We start from the raw sequence: 23,724 nt of genomic DNA on the forward strand, positions 1-23,724 counted from the left end.
GATTTGATCAGAATTTCAACATTAAGGGTAAGATAGGAAAGCGACATTTATGTTACATACTGATTTAAATAAACTTTCTTACTAGAAAAGTAAATTTTAGGCACAAAAAAGCCCAGCATAAGCTGGGCTTTCTGTATTGTTATTCGCCTTATGCGCGTGAAACAAAGCCAATGGCTTTAAATACTTGCTCAAGTGTCTTGCTTGCTTCTTGTGACGCTTTTTCAGCACCGGCTTTCATGACCGAATCTAAGTAAGCACGATCTTCACGAATACGACGATATTCTGCTTGAACTGGCTCAAGCATGGCCACCAAAGCTTCACCGACATCTTTCTTAAATGGACCATACATTTCAACACCTTGGTATTTGGCTTCGATTTCCGCAAAGCTCATACCGGTCGCGGCGGAGTACAGCCCCATTAAGTTTGAAATCCCCGCTTTGTTCTCAACATCGTGAGCGATACGTGGCGGAGTTTCAGTATCTGTCTGCGCCTTGTTGATCTTCTTAATGATCGATTTTGGCTCTTCCAGCAAAGTGATGACGTTCTTACGGTTATCATCCGATTTCGACATTTTCTTAGTCGCATCCTGAAGGCTCATTACGCGCGCATTCACTTGCGGAATGTACGGCTCAGGAATGGTGAAAATCGGCGCATCTGGGCTGTAGATATTGTTAAAGCGAGTCGCGATATCACGCGCGAGCTCTAGATGCTGCTTCTGATCGCTGCCGACCGGCACTTGATTGGCTTGGTAAAGCAGAATATCCGCCGCCATCAGTACTGGGTAATCGTACAAACCAACGTTCACATCGTTCGCGTAACGTGCTGATTTGTCTTTAAACTGCGTCATGCGGTTCAGCTCACCCATCTGGGTGTAACAGTTAAGAAGCCAACCTAATTGAGCATGCTCTGGTACATGTGACTGAACAAATAGCGTGCTCTTTTTCGGATCAACACCAACAGCAAGACAAATAGCCAGTGCATCTAATGTCGCTTCATGCAGCGCCTGCGGATCTTGACGAACCGTGATTGCGTGAAGGTCGACGACACAGTAGTGGCAATCGTAATCATCTTGCATCTGTTGCCATTGACGGAGAGCACCCAAGTAGTTACCGATACTTAGTTCACCTGACGGTTGAACACCACTCAATACGATGGGTTTGCTCATGAGAATGATTCCTTTGACTTCTTAATCGTTAAATGAAAAACCGTGCACCAAGGTTGCACGGTTTAAGCAGTGTACTCATTAGTGAGTATTTTGCTAGCTCTTTTCAGCGGTTTATGCAGAAACGAGAACCAAGTTAAGCAGATCGGCAATGTCGTCTGCGACAAAGTCTGGACCAGCGTTGGCAATCGGCTCACCGTGGTTGTAACCATAAGTCAAACCAAACGAGCGACACCCTGCATTGCGCGCAGCAAGAATGTCATTTTTCGAATCACCGACCATCAACATTTGCGGCGCGGTTAATTGGTGTTTTTCCAACAGCCAATTGAGCGCCACCGGATTAGGTTTCTTGTCAGCAAATGCATCACCGCCAAGCACATCGCTAAACAGTTCCGCAATGCCGTGCTGAGCAAGAATATCCGGCACAAAACGCGACGGCTTATTGGTGATCACCGCCAAGGTATAGCCCGCTTTATGGAGCGCTTGTAGAGTGCTTTTTACGTTGGCGTATAAGTGGCTGAGTTTGTGCCCAGTTGCGGCGTAATATTCATCGAACAATTCGCGCGCTTGGTGCTTAAGTGCATCGTCGAGTTGCGGGTCAACCGTAAGGCTTTGACTCAGAGCGCGACCAATTAAAATGTCAGCGCCATTGCCGACATAGTCGCGTACCTGCGCTTCGGTTACCGCCGAAAATCCGAGTTGCTGCACTGCTTGGTCAGCCGCCACGGCTAAGTCTGGCACGCTATCGAGTAGCGTACCGTCGAGATCGAATGCGATCAGTTTGATGTTGTCTAAAGTTGAGCTCAAAACAGTATCCTAATTGAAAGTGTTGCGCGTGATGATGGCGGTTATGTTTATGTGTTTAATCGTTACTGCACTTCAGCAAGCTGAGCGCGCATCTCATCAATCACGGCTTGGTAATCGGGTTGACCGAAAATCGCAGAGCCAGCCACAAACATATCAGCACCGGCTTCCGCGATTTCACGAATGTTGTCGACTTTGACGCCGCCGTCGATTTCAAGGCGAATTTCACGACCTGAGGCATCGATACGTTCACGTACCGCGCGCAATTTATCCAGAGTATGAGGAATGAAAGATTGGCCGCCAAAGCCTGGGTTTACCGACATCAACAAAATCATGTCGACTTTGTCGATGATGTAGTCAAGGCAGCTCAGTGGTGTGGCTGGGTTAAGTACCACGCCGGCTTTACAGCCGTGCTCTTTAATTAATTGCAGGGTGCGGTCAACGTGCTCAGAGGCTTCGACGTGAAAGGTGATCATCGACGCGCCAGCTTTGGCAAAATCAGGAATGATGCGGTCAACCGGTTTAACCATTAAATGCACGTCAATCGGCGCCGTAATGCCATAGTCACGCAGCGCTTTACAGATTGGCGCACCAAAAGTCAGGTTGGGCACATAGTGGTTGTCCATCACGTCAAAGTGCACCACATCGGCACCCGCAGCGAGTACTTTTTCGACATCTTCGCCCAAACGCGCAAAATCGGCGGACAAAATCGATGGAGCAATCAGAAAATCTTTCATACCTAACCTCTATGGCAAATAAATCGCATCAATGTTGAAACAGTGAAATTCGATTCTACCTAAGGCGGCGTTGAGATCCTAGTTTTGCGTGAGCCCGGAATTATGCGCGGAGTTGGTCAGCAATGTATCAATGGTTTGTGGATTAAACAGTGCCAGCAACTCATCGACTTTATTGCGCCCAGCGCCATTACGGCTGATGGTGCGTTTGACTTTAACCACATTGAGCTCAGCGCCATGGTACAAACGGCGAGTTAAGGTGGTGTCGTGATTGGAGATAAGCACCGGAATACCGCGTTCTCTGGCAGAACGTTCCGCCACATCCGCCAGCGCAGCTTGGTCATCAAGAGAGAAACCGTTGCCTGCGTACGAGGTGAAATTCGCGGTAGTGGAGAGCGGCGCATACGGTGGATCACAGTAAATCACACTGCCTTTGCGCGCACGCTTAAAGGTTTCTGGGTAGCTTTCACACACGAACGTGGCTTTATTAGCCTTTTCAGCAAAGAACTCCAGCTCTTGTTCAGGGAAGTACGGTTTTTTATACGAGCCAAACGGCACGTTAAAACCGCCTTTTTTGTTGTAACGACACAAGCCGTTAAAACCAAAGCGGTTCATATACAGAAAAGCTAACGAACGATACAACACATCGTTGGTTTGATTAAACTGGCTGCGCACATCCAAGTAGGCTTCTTTGCGGTTATTTTCAGCCACAAACCAACGCTTAGCCTCGCTAATATAGAGCTCTGGCTGCTGTTTAAGTAAGTTATACAGATTGATAAGGTCGGGGTTAATATCCGCCAGCAAATAGTGTTCGTAATCGGTATTGAGGAAAATAGACCCTGCGCCGACAAAAGGTTCCACCAATTTGCGCGCCTCTGGTAAATGACGTTGTATATCTTCAACCAGACCGTATTTTCCACCCGCCCACTTAAGGAACGCCCGCTGCTTCTTCATTAACTGTTCTTATCTATCAACCGCAAATTAAGGCTGCGAAATGTAACATATTTTATTCCTCAGCTCAGCGTTATTTCACTCGGTCGATCTCACGATGTACCTGACTTAACGATTTTGCCCAAGGTTCAAGCTTTTGAACATCTGCTGGCAAGGTCGTTACTGCATCGCGCGCAAGCTGAATGGTTGGGAAGTTACCAAACGAAACAATAAACCAATCGACGTCGTTACGTACGGTTGGGTAGATGTAAATGTTGTTTTTAAGCTTATGGCGGTCGAGGAACTGCTGCACTTCTTCCACTGAGCTTAACGCCGCTAGCTGCAACGTATAGCTACGTGGAGAAAACGCTTTTAACGCTTCGCGAGTATAAGAGAAAGTGATCACGGTTTGTGGCGCTTGTGGTGTTGCTTCTGCAGCAGGCTCCGGGCTCTCAGGTTCAGTGCTAGCGGTTGTCGCAACTTCAACTGGTGCCGGCGCTTTTTCTTGAGCGGCGCTAGGTTCTGGCAAAGCAGCGGGATCGATTGGCGTTAAGGTTGGCTCGGCCTCGCTTTTCGCCACTTGTGGCGCTTGCAACTTCGCTGCGTCGATGGCTTGACCAATTGCCGATGTGTCGACTTCTTCTGGTTTGCCATCAAGCAGTGCATCAACTACATCCGAAGTGATGACCACTCGTTGCTGACCATTGCCCTGACTATCAACGCTGGTCGTGCTACTGGTCACATCTGGCGGCAGAGCGGCCGAGTCATCATCCGCACCATCATCTGATGAATTGGAGAGCGACGCCTCGACGTTTTCCATGTTGTTGTCAGGAGAGTTCGATGAATCCAAGGTTGGAATCACGGTTTGTTCCATTTGGCGCTCGATTTGCTGAGCTTTTTGCTGCGCTGATGGCTGTTTGGTCATCATCCACCAATAACCACCACCAATGACAACTAATAATAATAAAATGATCGTACTGATCATAAATGGCGACCCGACAATCGAACGAATGACAATTCGCTTCTCAGGCTTTTGCTCACCCAACGCCATAATTTCTCCCGGTAAACGTCCTGCTTTACGATAAGCGTTTCTAACCCGCTTTTCCATGTTGTCTTCGACAAAGCGTATCACGAGTTGTTCAAAGAATCTGTCGGCATCATCGCGACTTAACGGCTCGACTTCCAAATCGATCGGTTTATGCTCTTGCCCATAACTCAGACGAGTTAACAGCGGCTCCAGAGTATTTTCCTGAGCAAACATCACCACGCTGATATCCCATTTCGGGGTATTTTGTGCTTCCAGCACCAGCATCCACAATTCCGACAGCAGTGTCTCACTAAGCAGATGAGCATCATCGACCACAATCACAATGCTGCAACTTTGATCTTTCATCAGGCGTGAAAAACTATCGACTAGGCTGTCGTGAGGATTAAACAGGGGTTCGGAGAGAAGTTGAGTCAGCACCGTACTACGGCGCGATTCGTCATCTTGGCTAGGATGACACATGAGCAAAGACTGATTTTTGTCTTGTGCCCATGCTTCTAAGTAACGCTGCGCCAGCCAGGTTTTTCCTGAACCATAGGCGCCACCCACAGTGACAAAATTAGAACCATAATTGGTTAATAGTCGTAATCTTTCTAAAAGATCCGTTTGAGTATCAAGCTCCAACACGCGAGGTTGATGCGTTACATTCATTGACGTCATCCTACTGACTTATTGTACTTTCACTTACCATGGAACGATTACTGACTCATGCTACTGGCAAAGTAAACTCGGTACTTGTGAAAACACCGGTACTTTTGCGAAGTAAAATCAGTACTTTCGTGAAGTAAACTCAGAGTGTGCGGCAGTCATCAATTGCTTGTTGAATTACTGACTCAGGCACTCCTTTGACCACTTCAGCACGCCCAATGTCTGTGGGTAATACCAACCGCAGTTCACCAGCAAGGACTTTCTTGTCGCGCATCATATGACGCATGAAATCAGCAAAAGACATGCTTTCCGGTGTGTGGACTGGCAGACGAGCTCTTTTCAGTATAGAGACAATTTTTTCGACTTGCTCTTCACTGATAAGACCTTGAAGCTGAGCGGTTTTTGCCGCCATTGCTGTACCTGATGAAACTGCCTCACCATGTAACCAATTACCATAACCTAACTCGGCCTCTATAGCATGACCAAATGTATGACCTAGGTTCAGCAATGCGCGAATACCTGACTCTTTTTCGTCTAACGCGACCACTTCGGCCTTGATTTGGCAGCAACGAGCAATCGCATACGTCAATGCGGTTTCATCCAAAGCGTACAGCGCATCCATGTTGTTATCCAACCAGTCAAAAAACTCGCTGTCATAAATGATGCCGTACTTGATGACTTCGGCCATGCCCGCCGCAAATTCTCGCTCAGGCAAAGACTTAAGGCAGTCGATATCAATGATCACCGATTTAGGTTGGTAAAACGCACCAATCATATTTTTACCCAGAGGATGATTGACCGCGGTTTTGCCCCCCACTGAAGAATCAACTTGTGAAAGCAGAGTGGTTGGAATCTGAATGAAGTCGACACCACGTTGGTAACATGCCGCAGCAAACCCAACCAGATCGCCGATCACACCACCACCCAATGCGACGATCACCACATCACGGCTATAGTTGCCTTCCAGCAGGAAATTCATCACTAAGTTAAAGGTATCGAGTGATTTGTACTTTTCACCATCCGGCAGTTCAAGCAAAGACGGTTGGCAACCTTGCTGCTTCAGCTGATTAATAATGGTTTGAGCGTAAAGAGGCGCGACTGTCACATTACTGATGACAACCACTTTTTGATTAGCAGGTAAGAAAGAAAAGTGGGCCGGATCATTAAATAATCCGGCACCGATTGAAATTGGGTAGCTACGTTCGCCTAAGCTGACCGTAATCCGTTCCATGGTATTCTCCAAATCTAGATAAAAACGACTTAGCTTTCTTCTAGCATTTTTACGATCTGGTTGGCTACCACTTTTGCACTTTGATCGTCGGTACGAACGGTATAATCTGCGATTTCTTCGTAAAGAGGGTTGCGCTCACCGGCCAATTCTTCGAGAACTTCGCGTGGATTGTCGGTTTGCAATAATGGACGCTTCTTGTCACGGTTCGTGCGCGCAAGTTGCTTCTCGATAGTTGTTTCTAAATACACCACAATACCGCGGGCAGACAGGCGATTGCGGTTTTCTTTGCTTTTGATTGAACCACCGCCTGTAGCCAGAACAATACCTTGTTCTTCGGTCAGGTCGTTGATCACTCTTTCCTCGCGAATACGGAAGCCTTCTTCACCTTCCACGTCGAATACCCAAGCGATATCGGCGCCAGTGCGCTCTTCGATCACAGTATCAGAATCAACAAACTCCATATGCAGTTGTTGAGCAAGGTGTCTACCAATTGTGCTTTTGCCGGCACCCATAGGGCCAACAAGGAAAATATTGCGTTTCTCAGCCATGTTAAGCAGTAATTTACAACGTTAATTCAATGACATCGCCACAAGATGGCCAGTGTTTGACTGGCGATAAAAAGTGCTTGTGGCACCTATTCCTCACAGATAATTCGTGATAAGACCCGAAATTATCTAGATAAGGTGTCACTAATGCAAATTTATTTTCGATTTTATTATATTTACTGAGTGACAACTTTCGGTGTTACAAAGATAAGTAGTTCACTTTTCCCCATTTTTTGATAACTACGGCGAAATAATGAGCCAACTATGGGTAAATCCCCCAACAACGGAACCTTATCGAGCGTATCGCTAAAACTATGTTGATAAATTCCACCCAGCACCACAGTTTCACCACTGCTCACTAACACTTGAGTACCAATGCGCTGAGTGTGAATCGCCACCGCTTCTCCAGTGCCCGTTTTAACCACTTCACCGGGTCTATCCTGAGTCACGCTTAAATCCAAGACTAAGCGATTGTTAGGTGTAATTTGCGGCGTCACTTTTAAGCTCAGCACCGCCTTTTTAAACGCGACTGATGTTGCGCCACTCGAAGCCGATTCAACGTACGGTATTTCTGTGCCTTGCTCGATATACGCTGGCTGTTTGTTGGTAGTAAGTAAGCTGGGACTAGAGATAATCTCTGCTTTGGATTCACTTTGCAGCGCCGACAACTCCAAGTCTAGCAAGGTATTGGTTCCCAAAGTTGCAATTTGAAATGCGATTGACGAGGTATTAGCCGCTGTTGCGGCGAGATTAACATTAAGCACTTGGTCTAGATTGATCTCATCGGTGGTGCCAGCCAATGGATGGTTAGCCTCGATAGAACCACCGACGCGAGTCTCACCATGTTGCGCCATCACGCCCCAGCGTACGCCGAGTTCGTCAAGACTGCCTTCACTAAGCGACACAATTCGCGCTTCTATCTGGACTTGCTTAACCGGCACATCGAGCGCTTTGATCATTTCACTCACCACCTCAAGTTGCGCTGGCGTGTCGCGCAGCACCACGGTATTGGTTCTAGGATCGACGGCAAAAGAGCCTTGCGCCGTTAACAGTGCTGAAGCCGTGCCCGTGACTGGCAGCAATAATGGTGCGCTTTGAGGCTCGGGACTTTGCGTTGCCATCGGCGAGGACAAACTTGGATGCGGACTTCCCGCCAGCATGGTAGCAATCTCGTCGACTTTGGCGTAATTCAGCCGTATGACTTTAGTTGCCATTGGCGTTTGCACCGCTGAAGTGACGCTGGTATCCGTTGATGTCGTCACCAGCACCACATTACCTTGCAGATGTTTCTTCAAACCTTTGACTTGCAGAATTAAATCAAACACTTGCGGCCAAGGTACGTCATCAAGACGCAGCGTCAGATTGCCTGCCACACTGTCGGATACCACGAGATTAAAATCGTTATAGTCGGCGACCAATTGCAGCGCGCGCCTGAGCTCAATATCTTGAAAATTCATCGACATTCGCTCAAGGCTTGCAAACAGAGGCTTTGACGCTTGCGGCGCTAAGGTTAAGTGTAACGTGTTGCCAAGTAGCGCGTGATGAAAGCTAAAATCATCTGTCGTGTTGATAGTCAGTTTGCTGCCGAGTTCGGTTCGACTGACCTCAATACTGGTCACCAAAGTGGCAAAATCACTCACCTGTAACAGCTGCAATTGTTGGTTACTCACTTGGGTGTTAGGCAAATTCACCACCAGCCCTGGTGGCTGTTTTTTCGCATCGACCACCACATTGGCGTTACTTAACCTTAATACCACCTGCGCATGACGCTGCGGATCTAATTGAAAATCAATTTGTTGCAACTGATTGAGACTCTGACTCAACGCCCAACAAGGCCACAGTAGAGAAACAACCAAGGCCATTCGCCAATAAGCCTGACAAGGTTTTATCATCGGTTCCATCCGTTTTGATTTATTGTTGATTTGATTTATTGTTGATTGGTTAGCGACCAAGTCACCACTGGCGAATCACAGCTGAGCTTCAGCGCGATTTGCTCAGCCTCAATGCTCGTAAGCTGCGCATATTCAGCGCCAATCCGCTGCCCTGCTTTTACTGCCACTACCTCGCCACTTGGCAGCGAAAAAAGCGCGACTCGGCTGGTTGAGTTACGTATCACGCCTTGAAATATCAGTTCAGCCAAAGGGTAACGATTGTATGCCGAAGTCGGCGGCTTAGCCGCGTTCTCAGGCTTTGGTTGACACGATGCTAATAGTTGCTCTTGTTGTTCAAACTGACCGTTAGGCGTTGAAAAAGGTGAACGCTCAAGCTGAAACGGATAACTCACTGCGCCAAGAGTGAATATCGGCACTGTCGATGTAGGATTAACGTCGACCTTGTTCGGAAGCAGAAGCGGCGTTTGCTGAGCGCGGCAGGCTATGAGCAACAAGGTTGAGATAACCAAAATCGGGACACGATTGATCATGGCTGCTCCTGCATCACTTGGTATAAATAAGCCTGAGCACGCCACTTAAGCCGTGATGCATTGGCTGAGGCTCGCTGCCAAGTGGAATGCTCAAACACAATCAGATAGTCCAGCGCTGCCAGTGCGGCGATAAATTTGCCAATAGCGTGGTAGTCACCCTGCAACTCAATCGTTATGCCTTGGCGCACATAGCCATTGTCCGCTTGAACTTTGCCCCAGCGAATCTGCTCAAACGTAAGGCCATATTCGTGACCGTGGCGATTAATTGCGTCAACAACCGCAGCCTGCTGGTAAGGAGACTTGAGTTTGCTCGCCAGCAGTTCAGCTTTTGTTTCGCTAACCGCGAGCTCGGTTTCCAGCATACGCCACTTTTCGGCTTGTTTATTCAGCGCGCTAAACTGGCGGCTTAATACGTTTTCTTGCTGCTTGGCTGCGTTAAGTTGATTGAGCTTGGGCTCAAGGTAAAACTTACCCGCAACGCCAAAACACATCAGTCCAAACAGCAAAATCGCCAAACTTTGATGCGCGCGCGGCCAATCGGCAATGTCTTCAAGGTTCCAGTGTAAAAGCTGACTCATTGCTCGCCACCTTGAATCACAGCACGCGATTGCAATGTAAAAGACAACTCAAAACGGGCATAACGCTGCCTAAAGCGCATTGAATCATGTTCGATGCGATGAATCTTGAGCTCAGCCACCCGCTCATTACTCTCAAGCTGGCTAACCGTGCTAGTTAAATTTTGAGTCGAGTCGCTTATTCCCGCTAACGATACTCGGTTGCGGTTGACTTCGAGCTTATCGAGATACACACCATCGCTAATCAAGCGGGTAAGTAATGTCATCACCTGAATTGGGGCATGTTGTTGGTGATGAAAACGTTGTAGGGTCTGTAATTGCTCGTTTAATAACTGATAACGCTGCTGACGTTGCTGGTAATGGCTTTGCTCGCTTTGCTGATCGCGTAAATACTGATTAAGAGTCGCGACACGCTGGTTTTGCAGAGTAACCTGCCCATCAAGCACAGCGCCAATGCCCCAAACCACAAGCAATATCACTAGCATAGCGGCAACAAAACAGGTCCAAAATTGGCGTTTATAACGGCGGCGAGCCATTTCTCGCCAAGGCAGCAGATTAATGTTGTCCAGCATCGTCCCGTCCCAGCCAGCTAAAAGCTCGCAGTGCTAATCCAGTAGCGAGGCCGTATGCACCGCTCAGGCAAAGCGAAGATTGCAACGCTTTCTCTTGCTTGACCAAATCCGTTAACGCGACCTGAATACAAGGCAGTTGTAACTTGTCACTCAGCGTTAAACTCAATGTTTCGCTATCGGCGGCTTCACCGCACAGCCACACACCGGAAATTGAGCAATCATGCTGCGCCAATAAACGCTCAATGGTGCGTTTTAGCTCCTCGACTAAGCTATGCTCACGCCAAGCAAAGCTGCGCATAAATGGAGCAGCATCAAAAAAATCGATCGCGAGTTGCGCTTGATGTGGTTCCAGATTGAGGAGTAAATAGTCGCAGCGCTGATAGATTGAGGCCTGTAACTGCCAGAGTTGAACTAAGCTTCGCGCTTTGGTGTCCAACATCACGGGTTGAAATCCCGCCCCTCGCAGCCAAGTTTGCAGGTTTTCGATCAAGTCACTCTTGGTCGCATAAACTTGATAGCTTGCATGATCGGATAAAGGGCTTGGCTCACACACAGGGACATAATCAAACTCAACTTCATCCATGGCCAATGTCGATTGCTGAGATAGAGCATGAGCGATCGCAAATTCGAGATCTGGTGCGATGAGTTGGCTATCTACCTGTATTAATTTATTAATTACTGAGTTATCAGGTACCGCTAACGAGACTCGGCGGCTAAATAAAGGCAGCCCCTTCCTTAGTTCTTTGAGTTTCTTTACAATTTCCTGATAATTTTGCTTGGGGTTATCAGAGAAAATACCCGCTTCTACTGGCAATTCTCGATAGTCCATAAGCAAAAAATGATTGCCGTTTGGCTTTAGCGTCACGGCGCGAATTGCGCGATGACCTAAGTCGATGCCAGTGATCATTGATCTACCCATTTAGCTCAGCTCCATACTAATGGCTTGGCTCTTGTGTTTAAATGGGCGCACCATTTAGCACAAATACAATTTTGAGCTAAGTTTTAGCTTAGAGTACAAGGGTTTGCATATAGCAAGCCGAAACTAATCAGGGATTCTCCGGTGAAGTTCATAAAGCGATTTTTTATTTTCATACTGATTTGCATGATTCTTGGAGTCGGTACAATTTTTGGCCTCTATTTATACGTCAAACCTAGTCTGCCTGACGTTGCCACGCTTAGAGACGTCAAACTCCAAACTCCGATGCAGGTTTTCAGTGAAGATGGCAAGTTAATCTCACAGTTCGGTGAAAAACGCCGTATTCCAGTCAAGTATGAAGACATTCCTCAACATCTTATCGATGCATTAATCGCCACCGAGGATAGCCGCTTCTATGAGCACCCAGGGGTTGACCCAATTGGTATTACTCGTGCAGCCGTCGTGGTTTTGATGTCGGGCTCTGCCAAACAAGGGGCGAGTACCATTACTCAGCAGCTTGCTCGTAACTTCTTCTTATCAAACGAGAAGAAGCTGATGCGTAAAGTGAAAGAAGTCTTTATTGCCATTCATATTGAACAGCTGCTGACCAAACAAGAGATCATGGAGCTGTACATCAACAAGATTTTCTTAGGCTATCGTTCCTACGGTTTTGGCGCTGCAGCTCGCGTTTACTTTGGTAAAGACTTAAAAGATCTCGACCTGAGTGAAATTGCCACTCTCGCTGGTTTACCAAAAGCACCATCAAGCATGAACCCGCTGTACTCTCTTGAGCGTGCCACCAACCGCCGTAACGTGGTGTTAGGTCGTATGTTGGATGAGAAATACATCACTCAGGAAGAGTACCAACAAGCGAAAGCAGAGACGCTCGTTTCTCGCTACCACGGCGCTGAAATTCAACTTCACGCACCTTATGTAGCAGAATTGGCGCGCGCTTGGGCGGTTGAACATTATGGTGACGATGTGTATGACTCAGGTCTTAGCATCTACACCACTGTCGATTCAAAAATGCAAGCTGCTGCTAACAAAGCCGCGGTGAACAACCTGATTAGCTATGACGAACGTCACGGCTACCGCGGCGCAGAGAAAGTGCTGTGGAAAGCAGATCAAACACCAATGTCGACTGAAGAGATTGAGCAGCACCTGAAAAGCGTGCCAACTTACGGCAAATTGGTTCCTGCCGTGGTTACCGCTGTAAGCGATAAAAGCGCCCAAGTATGGGTGAAAAATCACGGCGAACAGACGCTGGATTGGGACGGCATGAAGTGGGCGCGTAAATTCCTCACCGATGATCGTCAAGGTCCTGCGCCAAGTGACAGCAGCGAAATTATCGCAGTCGGCGAACAAATTTGGGTACGTGGTGAAACCGTCGCTATCGACGAAAACCAACAGCCACAAGTCGCCGATGTGGAAGAAGAAGAGCTAGAACAGCGCCAAGACAACGGCGAAACCATCGAACAAGCTCCGATTCACTGGCGTTTAAGCCAAGTACCAAATGCGAATACAGCATTTGTGGCAATGAACCCAGAAAACGGCGCGATTGAAGCTTTGGTCGGTGGCTTTAACTTCGTCCACAATAAGTTCAACCGTGCGACTCAGTCTGAACGTCAAGTCGGCTCAAGTATCAAACCGTTCATTTATTCAGCAGCGCTGGATAACGGTATGACACTGGCAAGCTTGATCAACGATGCACCGATTAACCAGTGGGATGAGAGCCAAGGTACAGCGTGGCGTCCGAAAAACTCGCCACCAACTTACGGCGGCCCGACTCGTCTTCGCATCGGCTTAGCACAATCGAAAAACGTTATGGCCGTTCGCGTGTTGCGCGCGGTAGGTTTGGACAAAACTCGTGACTACCTGACTCGTTTCGGCTTTGATAAATCACGTTTACCACGCTCAGAAACCATCGCGCTGGGTGCGGGTAGCTTATCGCCAGTTAAAATGGCGCAAGGTATTTCGGTCTTTGCCAACGGCGGTTACTACGTAGAACCACACTACATCGACCGCGTTGAAACACCATTTGGCGAAATCGACTACAAAGAGCAAGTCAACACCATCTGCCGTGACGATAACTGCGATCAAAGCGTGACTCAACAAGGCGACTTTAACGAGCAAGATATCAATAGCGAAGTAGTACAACATGCCAAGCAAGTGATTTCACCGCAAACCGCGTTCTTGGTTCGTGAGATGATGTTTAGCAATATTTGGGGTGGCGGCGACTGGAGCCATGGTACGGGTTGGAACGGTACAGGTTGGCGTGCTCAAGCGCTGGATCGCCGCGATATCGGTGGTAAAACTGGTACCACTAACGATTCTAAAGATGCTTGGTATAACGGCTACGGCCCTGGCATTGTAGCTTCAGCATGGGTAGGTTTTGATAACCATAACCGTGCACTTGGCCGTACAACACCAAACTCCAACTTAGGCAAAGACCAAATCTCTGGCGCCGAAGCAGGGGCGAAAACCGCTCAACCGGCATGGATTGACTTTATGCGCGTTGCATTGGCGAATACCCCAGAGAAAAGCAAACAAATTCCGCCGCACATTGTGCGTGCGCGCATTGACCGCGATTCAGGTCTGTTGTCGAAGAAATCGGACAGCAGTTCGATGTTTGAATACTTTAAAGAAGGCACTGAGCCAACTGAGTATCAAAGCGACGATATTACCGACAGCATCTACTCTGAATCACCATCAGAAGAGCTGTTCTAATCCTAGCAATATCATGGTTCAAACACCAAAAAGGGTTGGCGATTGCCAACCCTTTTTATTCGCGTTTAAATCGCTGCAGTGGCGATCACACCATTGATGTTATTGAATCAGGCGACTCTGAATCACAGAGGCCAGCTGTTCATAACGCGAACGCAGTGGTGAACCAGGACGATAAGCCAATACGATACTACGTGAAGGCTGCGGATTAAACGCTTCTAAATAGCACACGCCATCTTTGCGTTTTTCGTGTGGCAGCGACAACTTAGGCAACAGAGTAATCCCAGCGCCCGCCGCTACCATGTTGCGTAGCGTTTCAAGACTGGTGGCTTTAAAGCGCTCATCATCTTTAGCACCGGCAGCAAAACAAAAGCCCAAAGCTTGATCACGTAAACAGTGACCATCGCCCAATGACAACACAGTACGCCCTTTGAGCTGTTCCATATTGACGCGTTCGAGTTCCGCCCATTCATGGTCGCATGGCACCGCGATACTTAGCGGCTCATCGTAAATTGGAATTTCTTTAAATGGCTCAGTTTCAGCCACTGATGCCAATACCACGCAATCAAGGCGACCATCTTCCAACTCGCGCACTAACTGCTTGGTTTGCGCCTCATGAAGAAACAGTTCCAGCTGCGGAAAATGCTCTTTTAGATAAGGAATGATCAGTGGCAGGATATACGGACCTAAGGTTGGAATGAAGCCAATATGAATCGGACCTGTCATTTCTCCGCTTTGACCGCTCGCCATATCTTTGAAGGTTTTCACTTCGGTCAATATACGCTTAGCCTGATCCACCAACTGCAAACCCGCTTCGGTAAACAAAACACGGCGACTGCTGCGCTCCAATAGCGCGGTCCCCAATTCATCTTCCAGCTTGCGAATCTGTCCACTCAGTGTTGGCTGACTGACAAAACAAGCTTCCGCCGCTTTGCGAAAATGTTTGTGCTCTGCAAGAGCGACCAAATATTCAAAGTCTCGAATGTTCATTGCCATATCCATAGAAAAAAGCTATCAAAACCATAGCACCAAACGATTAGAGCTATCAAAGACTTTTTTCGATAATGTCGCCAAGCCAAAGGTTTCGCACCTAAGGTTGTGGCAAAAATCTCGGTTAGTAGCATAAACAATAAACAAGTGAAGGACTTAAACATGTTTGCATCGAAAGAAGGACAGCGCGTCCCTCAGGTTACATTTCCCATTCGCCAACACGATGCATGGGTCAATGTCACCACAGAGCAACTGTTTAAAGACAAAACCGTTATTGTGTTCAGTTTGCCTGGCGCATTCACGCCCACTTGCTCAGCCAGCCATCTGCCGCGCTACAACCAGTTGTTTGCCACATTCCAGCAGCACGGCGTCGACGCGATTCTATGTGTCTCGGTGAACGATACGTTTGTCATGAACGCTTGGAAAGAAAGCCAACAAGCCGACAACATCGATTTCATCCCTGATGGTAATGGCGAGTTTACCCAAGCGATGGGAATGCTGGTCAATAAAGACAAACTTGGATTTGGTCAGCGTTCTTGGCGCTATAGCATGCTGGTTAAAAATGGCGTCATCGAAAAAATGTTTATCGAGGCCGATCAACCGGGCGACCCGTTTGCGGTTTCCGATGCCGATACCATGCTCAGCTATATTGCACCGGAGCACCAAACTCAAGAGCCCATTACGCTGTTTACTAAGCCGGATTGCCCGTTTTGCATCAAAGCGAAACAGACGCTCAGCAAGCATAAATTAGAGTATGAGGAAGTGGTCGTGGGCAAAAACGTCACTGCCATCACACTCAATGCGGTATCTGGACGCAGCAGCGTACCGCAAATTTTTATTGGTGGTCAGCACGTCGGCGGAAGTGATGAACTCGACGCCCTACTAAACCATACTTAGATTTACAATCACATTGAGATTTACGTTCCCCTGGCGTAACGGCCTCGTTTGAGGCCACCTTTTACGCCGCGGAAACCATCGAGTTTGAAGTAGAAGCTTCTACAGGCTGTTACTGGTTTGTCCCTGCAGAAGCTTCTCTTCAACGAACTAAGTGTATGCACTGCACTGCTGTGGGGCCTGAACGCCAAGTGCTATCTCGCCACAAAGGTTCGCACACTGCCTTTGTTGTGGTTTCGATAGCCAGTTGTGTCTCAGGTAGAAGTCCCTCAACACTCTGTTACTCTCTCCTGAAGTGTTGAGGGAATTCTTTTTGCTGCCGCTTATCGCGATTTCGGTTAGATATTGCAACAAAAACCCCCATCCCCCATCAACACTCACACACTTGTCTGCTAGCATGGTGACATCGCTATTTCTAACCCTACCCATTTATGACTTGCCCACACTGTCAAACCCATTGGTTTTGGAAAAAAATTGGTCGCTGTCAGCGCTGTATGGATCAACTCACTGCGCTGTCGGTCATCTGCTGGTTAGTATGGTGGTTTGCGTTTCGCGAGCAGCCTAAGTCGATTCAATCCATCGCGCTGCTGGTCGCTGGCTTTGGTTTCAACGCATTGCTGTTTTTACATCTGTGGATGCGGTTTGTGATTCTGCCACTGCGAAAACGGCGCGGACTGAGCAATCAGGATGACCAAGAGTGAGCGATATTAGCCTAGAAATAAGGCCTGAAAAACAGACAAGTGATAGATACAAAAAAGCCCCAAAACCAAGTGAGTTCTGGGGCTCTCTTAGAGAACTTCTAAGAAAAAGCAGTGGTACTTTAATAGACTTCGCTTTCTCTTGTTAGTTCCCAATTAAGACGATCTTTTTTGATCATTTTTTTAATATTTTTAGCTTTGCTTATAAATCAAAATCTTATGCAACACTTACCTGAGCAATTACTTGCTCAACCAAGTTAATTTCCAGAGCCACTTCATCGCAAGCGTGCTGACGAGGGCACTGATCGCAATCTTTTAGCACTTTTTCTGGCAGTAACGATTTTGAGGTTGGCAAAAAGCTCTGCTTCATAAAGAACTCTGGCGTGCGCGTTAACACAAACACTTTTTTGATGGCCATTTGACGCGCTTTTTCCACCAGATGATGAACGATAGCGCTGCCTTGACCTTGACCTTGCCAGCCCGGTTCAATACCCAGTGAGCGAATCTCAGCTAAACCCGAATCATACACATAAAGCGATGCACAACCGGTGACTTCACCATTATTTTCCGTGACAGCAAACGAGCCGATATCGCGAATAAGCTCATTGCGCGAGCGCGGCAAGTTCTCACCAAGGTTGGCCCAGTACGCCACCATACCTTCCAGCGATTCGACATCCGTCAAACGAGCAGGACGAACCTTAACCGTTGAGATATCGCGCTTAAGCAGACGCTTGTCCGCTTGCTCAACCGCGTACGCCACTTGCTTAGGCGATACGCCGCCCAAAGCGCTGCGTTTTTCCAAGCACGATTCTATCGTCAGGATGTCATAGACATCTTGCTCGATAACCGCAGAAAACTCTTTAAGTTCAGCAAGGCTTAGCTCTTCAAGGGCGCAGCCTTTTTGAATTGCACCCACCACGGCCACACCCACAATATGGTGCGCTTCGCGGAATGGAATGCCTTTCGCCACTAAGTAATCAGCTAATTCTGTTGCGTTAGCATAACCTTGCTTGGCGGCTTCAAGCGTACGTTCACCGTTGACTTTGATGCCATCAAAGCACAATCCGGCCATTTCCATGCAGTCATTCCAAGTATCCAGCGCTTCAAACAGCCCTTCCTTGTCTTCTTGCATATCTTTGTTGTACGCCAGTGGCAACGCTTTAACTGTCATCATCATGCCAGCCAGAGCGCCGTATACACGGCCAGTTTTACCACGAATCAATTCAAGCGCATCAGGGTTTTTCTTTTGCGGCATCAACGACGAACCAGAAGTGACAGTATCCGCCAATTCGATAAAGCCAGATTCGCCTGAGTTGTAGAAGATCATGTCTTCTGCCAAACGCGATAAATGCAGCATGGAAATCGAGGCAACCGACATCAGCTCCATCACGTGGTCGCGATCGGAAACAGAATCCAGTGAGTTGCGAGTTGCACGGCCAAACCCTAAGTGATGGGCGAGTTTTTCACGATCAATTGGGTAAGCGGTACCCGCCAGCGCGCCAGAGCCCAATGGGCAAGTATCAAGACGAATCAGCGCATCACTCAGACGCGAGTAATCACGTTCAAACATTTCAACATATGCAAGACACCAGTGAGCAAACGTCACTGGCTGAGCACGTTGCAGGTGGGTGTAACCCGGAAGCACAGTATTTTGATGTTGCTTGGCGACATTGACCATCTGTTTTTGCAGACGGTCAAGGGTAAGCAACAACTGTTGTCCTTGTTGACGACACCATAATTTTAAGTCGGTAGCAACTTGGTCATTACGCGAACGGCCAGTATGGAGTTTCTTACCGAGGTCTCCCACTTTACCGATCAGCTGTTGTTCAACCCAAGAGTGAATGTCTTCTGCATCCGAACGCAGGATCTGGTTCGGATCTTCCATCACTTCAAGTTTCAGCTCATTAAGTGCCAGTTCCAGCTTCTGCTGCTCTTCTTCACTTAATACATTGACCGACAAAAGGGCTTTTGACCAAGCAATCGAACCAACAATATCTTGTTCAGCCAATCGGTAATCAAAGCGAAGCGAGTCGTTAAAATCTTTGAACCTAGTGTCTGCTGCTTGGGAAAATCTTCCGCCCCATAATGCCATTGCGTCTCTCCTACGACTTCCAGTCACAATGCGTGTGTTATCTCTGTGACTCGAATTTGATTGCAGCAAAGACCGCGCGTCGCGATCTTTGCTTAGCTTCTAGTGATGATGTGAACCAAGTGCATTGCTTGGTTCATCAACTTATTACTTTTTGGCTTCGTTTAGCGCACGAATACGGCTAGAAAGAGAGTACAGACGGATAAAGCCGCCAGCGTGGCTTTGGTCGTATACTTCATCTGCGCCGAAGGTCGCAAACTCTTCAGAGTAGAGGCTGTTGTCAGAACGTTTTTGCGTTACGGTTGCTTGACCTTTGTAAAGCTTAACCACAACTTCACCGTTAACATCTGCCGCCAAAGATTCTGCCGCTGCCATAATCGATTTACGTAGCGGTGTGAACCAACGACCATCGTATACAAGGTGCGACGCTTTTACACCAAGTTCTTCGCGGAATTCGAACGAAGTTTTATCTAATACCAGTTGCTCAACGGCGCGCAGAGCTTCCATCATGATGGTGCCCCCCGGAGTTTCGTAGCAGCCACGTGACTTCATACCCACCAAACGGTTTTCAACGATGTCGATACGACCCACGCCGTGTTTAACACCTTTCTCGTTTAGTGTTACTAGCGCTTGGTATGGGCTAAGCTCTTGGCCATCAACGCTAACGACTTCGCCATTTTGCACGCCGATAGTCACGTATTCTGCTTCGTTTGGCGCTTGCTCTGGGTCAACAGTCCAAGCCCAGCAATCTTCGTTTGGCGCATTCCAAGTGCTTTCTAGAACGCCACCTTCGGTTGAGATGTGCCACGCGTTTGCATCGCGGGAGTAGATTTTAGTGAGTGATGCAGTACATGGAATGTTGCGCTCAGCAAGGTAGTCCAAACACTCTTCACGGCTTACCAAATCCCATTCACGCCATGGCGCAATTACTTTTAGATCAGGGGCAAGGGCTGCAAAAGCACCTTCAAAACGCACTTGGTCATTACCTTTACCAGTACAGCCGTGACATAGTGCATCCGCGCCAACTTTACGCGCGATTTCAACTTGCGCTTTCGCAATGATCGGACGTGCCATTGACGTACCTAGCAGGTATTTGCCTTCGTAGTACGCACCAGTTTTGAGTGTTGGGTAGATGTAGTCAGCAACCATTTCTTCTTTTAGGTCAACGACGTAGCATTCTGAAGCGCCAGAAGCTTTGGCTTTCGCTTCAACGCCTTCAAGCTCTTCTGCGCCTTGGCCAACATCAGCAACAAATGCCACCACTTCACAATCGTAGTTCTCTTTTAGCCACGGAATGATCACTGAGGTATCCAGACCGCCTGAGTATGCAACAACAACTTTGTTAACTTCAACTTTGCTCATTTTGTTTCTCCAATTGCTTAGCGCTGCGCTTGGCGGTCAGGCTAAGGTTTTATTCATTAATTCTGTGGGTCATTCATGCCTAACGACGAATCATTAGGGTAAAAATCGAGTACCGATGCTTTGGCCAGCAAATAAAGTGGCAAGCTTTTCAGGGTAACGCCATGTGGCCACTTCAACCGCACGGCCTAATTCTTTCGCGGCTTCGAGTGCCGCATTAACTTTGACGATCATGCCGTCGGTAATCACTTTGCCAGCAATCAACTTCTGAGCTTGGTCGTCATCGAGGCTATGCAGTAAATGACCTTTGCCATCCAATACACCGCTGACATCTGAAAGCAGTACTAATTCAGCATCAAGCGCGCCCGCGACAGCCACTGCGGCTTGGTCGGCGTTGACGTTCATCATCTGTCCATCAAGGGTCAAACCGATAGAGCTGATAATAGGCAGAGCATTAGCCGCCAAAATTGCTTGCACAACCGCAGCATTGCCTGGGGTTGCTTTACCCACCGCGCCAAGCTCTGGGTCTAACTCTTCGACAACGCAAAGACCACCATCAGCAAGGCATAGACCAACGGCATTCAAACCACTGCTGATCGCTTGTCCTTGCAGCATCTTGTTCGCCGTCCCCGCCAACGCACCTGCGATGACTGGAATTTGGTCATAAGGCGTCACACGCAAACCGTCTTTCTTTTCAGATCTCAGCTGCAATTTGGCCATTAAATCGTCCACTAGGTAACCACCGCCGTGCACGATGACAATTCGTCGCTGAGCTTGCTGCTGGTAAGTCGCTATTGCCCCAAAAAGATGACTCAGGGTTTCAGTATTCTCCAATGCAGCGCCACCAAGTTTGATGACTAACGGAGTTTGAGTGTTATCTGCCATAACGTTTCCTTCCAGAGAGCTTTACTTACAGTAAAGCCGTAAGCTCAGGGTATCCAAAGTGGATGTTGACACATTGCATCGCTTGACTGGATGCGCCTTTCAATAAGTTATCAATTGCTGATGCAACGATGACGTGCTCGCCTTGAACCTTCCAGCCAATATCGCAAAACGGTGTTTTTTGTACGTTTTGCAGCTGTGGCATGGCATTCTTGATTCTCACCAGCGGCTTTTCTTTATAGGCATCGTTGATCGCTTTCGCGACATCTTGCTCACTCACACCCGCTTTTAGTTTCATGGTGATGGTAGCTAAGATGCCACGTTTAAAATTGCCAAGGTGAGGCGTGAAGATCACGTCACAACCTAGGTGGCTTGAAATCTCTGGCTGATGGCGGTGAGTAAATACGCCATAAGGGTGTAAGCTCACCTCGCAAAAGCTGTTGGTCATGGTGGCTTTACGCCCAGCGCCAGTCACACCACTAACCGCATTGATCACAGGCCACTGCTGTGTATCCACCAAACCCGCTTCCACCAGAGGTTTTATCGCCAATTGCGATGCCGTTGGGTAACACCCAGGTACCGCAATCAATTGTGCATCCTTGATTTGTTGCACGTTCCACTCGGCCAATCCGTAAGCCGCGTTTTCTAGCCAACCGCCGTGTTGATGTTCAAACCCATAAAAGGTCGGATAAAACTCACTGTTATTGACGCGAAATGCTCCAGACAGATCAAAGACTTTACAGCCGTGCTCTAGGAACACCGGCGCAAGGTCGTGGCTGACTTCATGCGCTGTCGCAAGAAAAACCACATCTGATTGTTTCGCTACCGCTTCAACGTCGGTCAGCGGTAACACCGCGTCATCCACAATCCCCGCCAACTGCCCGTGCAGCTCCGCAATGGACTTTCCTGCATCTAAACTATTGGCGGAAACATACAAACCTGATAGCGTGAGGGCTGGATGTTTCTTGACCATGATGGCCAACTCCGCACCTGTGTATCCGCTAGCTCCGATTATTGTGGTTTTTAACATGTTCAAACATCCAAATTTCGGGGTAAAAAACAAACCTGAATACTGCTTATAAATTTACAAAATTTCAGGTTTATTGATTTTTTATTCATAAAAAATGATTTAATATGTCTTTTACCTGTTAAGTGAATCTCTGTCAACAGCCAAGGCGAAGATAATATGCAATTACCTGGATTTATTGAGGTCTACCGAGGCCTCATTTCGACCTCTTCAATCAGCTCAACTGACCCTAGCTGGGACGAAGGAAATGAAAAAGTCATCAACAAACTCGCAAGCTGGTTACAGGACTTGGGATTTGAACTACAGATAACCGAGCAAGAAAAAGGCAAATACAACCTGCTAGCACGTAAAGGACAAGGTGAAGGTGGCTTACTACTGGCTGGCCACAGTGACACAGTGCCGTTTGACGAAGGCAAGTGGAATTACAATCCGCATGCCCTGACCGAAGACAACAACCGTTTTTACGGTTTAGGTACTGCCGACATGAAAGGCTTTTTTGCCTTCATTATAGAAGCGGTGAAAAAAGTTGATTGGTCAAAGCAAACCAAGCCGCTTTATATACTCGCGACCTGCGATGAAGAAACCACCATGCTTGGCGCACGCCGCTTTACCGATGAAGCACCAATTAAACCGGACTATTGCATTATTGGAGAACCAACAAGCTTGGTGCCAGTACGTGGCCATAAAGGGCATGTCGCGAATGCGATTCGAGTGACTGGGCGCTCAGGGCACTCCTCAGATCCGTCTTTGGGCATCAACGCGATTGAGATCATGCACGAGATTTTGTTTGCGATGATGAAACTGCGTGACAAGCTGGTTAAAGAGTATCACCACCCAGGCTTTGCCATTCCACACCCAACGCTGAACTTAGGCCACATTCATGGCGGCGATAGCCCAAATAGAATTTGTGGCTGCTGTGAACTGCACTATGATGTGAGACCGCTACCGGGCATCTCTTTAGATGGTTTAGACAATATGCTGCGCGGCGCTCTGAAAGAAATCGAAGCGAAGTGGCCAGGGCTTATCGACATTCGCCCATTGCACGATGCGATTCCGGGTTATGAATGTGAACACGATCACCCGTTTGTTCATCAGATGGAATCGATCAGTGAAACGGCGTCTCAAACCGTCAACTACTGTACCGAAGCGCCATTTTTGCAACAGCTGTGCCCAACGTTGGTTTTAGGCCCAGGCTCTATCGACCAAGCCCACCAACCGGATGAGTTTTTGGCGTTTGAGTTTATCGACCCAACCATTCGCATTTTACAAGATTCAATACGCAATTACTGTTTTCAGTAATTTAGTAACAGGTTAGGCCGCATAATGGCGCCTAACCTGTAATTCTTCTGATTTACGACATCAAATTTGTAATTTTTTTTCAGTATACTGAGTGAGAAAAATGGATTAACTCGCAGTATCAAACTCGAAAAGGAGAAACCAGAGAAACGAGCACTTCATTATTTGCTCGCCATTCCAT

The 23,724-nt window shown here is 47.8% G+C and carries 21 protein-coding genes; 4 read left to right on the forward strand and 17 right to left on the reverse strand.

Annotated elements, in window-relative coordinates; translation table 11 throughout:
- Positions 1-148: 148 nt before the first annotated feature.
- The 12 genes from trpS to pilM all read right to left on the reverse strand — a co-directional run bounded on the left by trpS (position 149) and on the right by pilM (position 11,587).
- A complete protein-coding gene (trpS, locus tag BLS03_RS12240) occupies positions 149-1,165 on the reverse strand; it encodes a tryptophan--tRNA ligase (protein WP_093274176.1) in 1,017 nt (338 codons plus the stop codon).
- A 111-nt stretch (positions 1,166-1,276) separates the two neighbouring features.
- A complete protein-coding gene (locus tag BLS03_RS12245; protein ID WP_093274178.1) occupies positions 1,277-1,969 on the reverse strand; it encodes a phosphoglycolate phosphatase in 693 nt (230 codons plus the stop codon).
- Positions 1,970-2,031: 62 nt separating this feature from the next.
- Positions 2,032-2,703, reverse strand: coding sequence for a ribulose-phosphate 3-epimerase (gene rpe, locus BLS03_RS12250; RefSeq protein WP_093274181.1), 672 nt, complete (start codon positions 2,701-2,703; stop codon positions 2,032-2,034).
- 78 nt (positions 2,704-2,781) lie between these two features.
- Positions 2,782-3,654: a Dam family site-specific DNA-(adenine-N6)-methyltransferase gene (locus BLS03_RS12255; protein ID WP_245696672.1), complete on the reverse strand. Its 873-nt coding sequence runs from the start codon at positions 3,652-3,654 to the stop codon at positions 2,782-2,784.
- Positions 3,655-3,724: 70 nt separating this feature from the next.
- Positions 3,725-5,326 carry an AAA family ATPase gene (locus BLS03_RS12260; RefSeq protein ID WP_093274183.1) on the reverse strand — a complete coding sequence of 534 codons (1,602 nt, stop codon included), beginning with the start codon at positions 5,324-5,326 and terminating at the stop codon, positions 3,725-3,727.
- A gap of 139 nt (positions 5,327-5,465) precedes the next feature.
- Positions 5,466-6,554, reverse strand: a complete 1,089-nt coding sequence (aroB, locus tag BLS03_RS12265; RefSeq protein WP_093274186.1) for a 3-dehydroquinate synthase — start codon at positions 6,552-6,554, stop codon at positions 5,466-5,468.
- A 29-nt stretch (positions 6,555-6,583) separates the two neighbouring features.
- Complete coding sequence (aroK, locus tag BLS03_RS12270) at positions 6,584-7,102, reverse strand: shikimate kinase AroK (protein WP_093274188.1); 519 nt, start codon at positions 7,100-7,102, stop codon at positions 6,584-6,586.
- 173 nt (positions 7,103-7,275) lie between these two features.
- Complete coding sequence (locus BLS03_RS12275) at positions 7,276-8,991, reverse strand: type IV pilus secretin PilQ (RefSeq protein ID WP_093274191.1); 1,716 nt, start codon at positions 8,989-8,991, stop codon at positions 7,276-7,278.
- A 35-nt stretch (positions 8,992-9,026) separates the two neighbouring features.
- On the reverse strand, positions 9,027-9,521 hold the full coding sequence (locus tag BLS03_RS12280; RefSeq protein ID WP_093274195.1) for a pilus assembly protein PilP: 495 nt from the start codon (positions 9,519-9,521) through the stop codon (positions 9,027-9,029).
- A complete protein-coding gene (locus BLS03_RS12285; RefSeq protein ID WP_093274198.1) occupies positions 9,518-10,099 on the reverse strand; it encodes a type IV pilus inner membrane component PilO in 582 nt (193 codons plus the stop codon). The genes BLS03_RS12280 and BLS03_RS12285 overlap by 4 nt, the downstream gene beginning before the upstream one ends.
- Complete coding sequence (locus BLS03_RS12290; RefSeq protein WP_093274200.1) at positions 10,096-10,668, reverse strand: PilN domain-containing protein; 573 nt, start codon at positions 10,666-10,668, stop codon at positions 10,096-10,098. The genes BLS03_RS12285 and BLS03_RS12290 overlap by 4 nt, the downstream gene beginning before the upstream one ends.
- Positions 10,652-11,587 (reverse strand): type IV pilus biogenesis protein PilM, encoded by a 936-nt coding sequence (pilM, locus tag BLS03_RS12295; protein ID WP_093274203.1) that lies wholly within the window; start codon positions 11,585-11,587, stop codon positions 10,652-10,654. The genes BLS03_RS12290 and pilM overlap by 17 nt, the downstream gene beginning before the upstream one ends.
- 141 nt (positions 11,588-11,728) lie before the next feature.
- Here pilM and BLS03_RS12300 point away from each other — a divergent pair, with 141 nt between their 5' ends.
- Positions 11,729-14,311 carry a penicillin-binding protein 1A gene (locus BLS03_RS12300; protein WP_093274205.1) on the forward strand — a complete coding sequence of 861 codons (2,583 nt, stop codon included), beginning with the start codon at positions 11,729-11,731 and terminating at the stop codon, positions 14,309-14,311.
- Between the two features lie 99 nt (positions 14,312-14,410).
- Here the strand turns inward: BLS03_RS12300 and oxyR are convergent, their stop codons facing one another.
- On the reverse strand, positions 14,411-15,298 hold the full coding sequence (gene oxyR / locus BLS03_RS12305) for a DNA-binding transcriptional regulator OxyR (protein WP_093274208.1): 888 nt from the start codon (positions 15,296-15,298) through the stop codon (positions 14,411-14,413).
- Positions 15,299-15,460: 162 nt separating this feature from the next.
- Between oxyR and BLS03_RS12310 the strand changes: the two genes are divergently transcribed.
- Positions 15,461-16,195 (forward strand): glutathione peroxidase, encoded by a 735-nt coding sequence (locus BLS03_RS12310; RefSeq protein WP_093274210.1) that lies wholly within the window; start codon positions 15,461-15,463, stop codon positions 16,193-16,195.
- A 428-nt stretch (positions 16,196-16,623) separates the two neighbouring features.
- The gene (locus tag BLS03_RS12320; protein WP_093274215.1) at positions 16,624-16,893 is read left to right on the forward strand and encodes a DUF3624 domain-containing protein; all 270 of its coding nucleotides are present in this window, start codon (positions 16,624-16,626) and stop codon (positions 16,891-16,893) included.
- A gap of 214 nt (positions 16,894-17,107) precedes the next feature.
- On the opposite strand, the gene argH is transcribed toward BLS03_RS12320, so the two are convergent.
- The 4 genes from argH to argC all read right to left on the reverse strand — a co-directional run bounded on the left by argH (position 17,108) and on the right by argC (position 22,250).
- Entirely contained in the window at positions 17,108-18,982 is a 1,875-nt protein-coding gene (argH, locus tag BLS03_RS12325; protein ID WP_093274218.1) for an argininosuccinate lyase, read from the reverse strand.
- 144 nt (positions 18,983-19,126) lie between these two features.
- Positions 19,127-20,341 carry an argininosuccinate synthase gene (locus BLS03_RS12330; RefSeq protein WP_093274220.1) on the reverse strand — a complete coding sequence of 405 codons (1,215 nt, stop codon included), beginning with the start codon at positions 20,339-20,341 and terminating at the stop codon, positions 19,127-19,129.
- A 93-nt stretch (positions 20,342-20,434) separates the two neighbouring features.
- Positions 20,435-21,223 (reverse strand): acetylglutamate kinase, encoded by a 789-nt coding sequence (argB, locus tag BLS03_RS12335; RefSeq protein WP_093274222.1) that lies wholly within the window; start codon positions 21,221-21,223, stop codon positions 20,435-20,437.
- 25 nt (positions 21,224-21,248) lie between these two features.
- Complete coding sequence (gene argC / locus BLS03_RS12340) at positions 21,249-22,250, reverse strand: N-acetyl-gamma-glutamyl-phosphate reductase (protein ID WP_093274225.1); 1,002 nt, start codon at positions 22,248-22,250, stop codon at positions 21,249-21,251.
- 156 nt (positions 22,251-22,406) lie between these two features.
- Between argC and argE the strand changes: the two genes are divergently transcribed.
- Positions 22,407-23,546 (forward strand): acetylornithine deacetylase, encoded by a 1,140-nt coding sequence (gene argE / locus BLS03_RS12345; RefSeq protein WP_093274227.1) that lies wholly within the window; start codon positions 22,407-22,409, stop codon positions 23,544-23,546.
- Positions 23,547-23,724 lie beyond the last annotated feature (178 nt).

Origin of the sequence: Vibrio xiamenensis (genome assembly GCF_900100015.1) — a bacterium.
Classification (GTDB): domain Bacteria; phylum Pseudomonadota; class Gammaproteobacteria; order Enterobacterales; family Vibrionaceae; genus Vibrio; species Vibrio xiamenensis.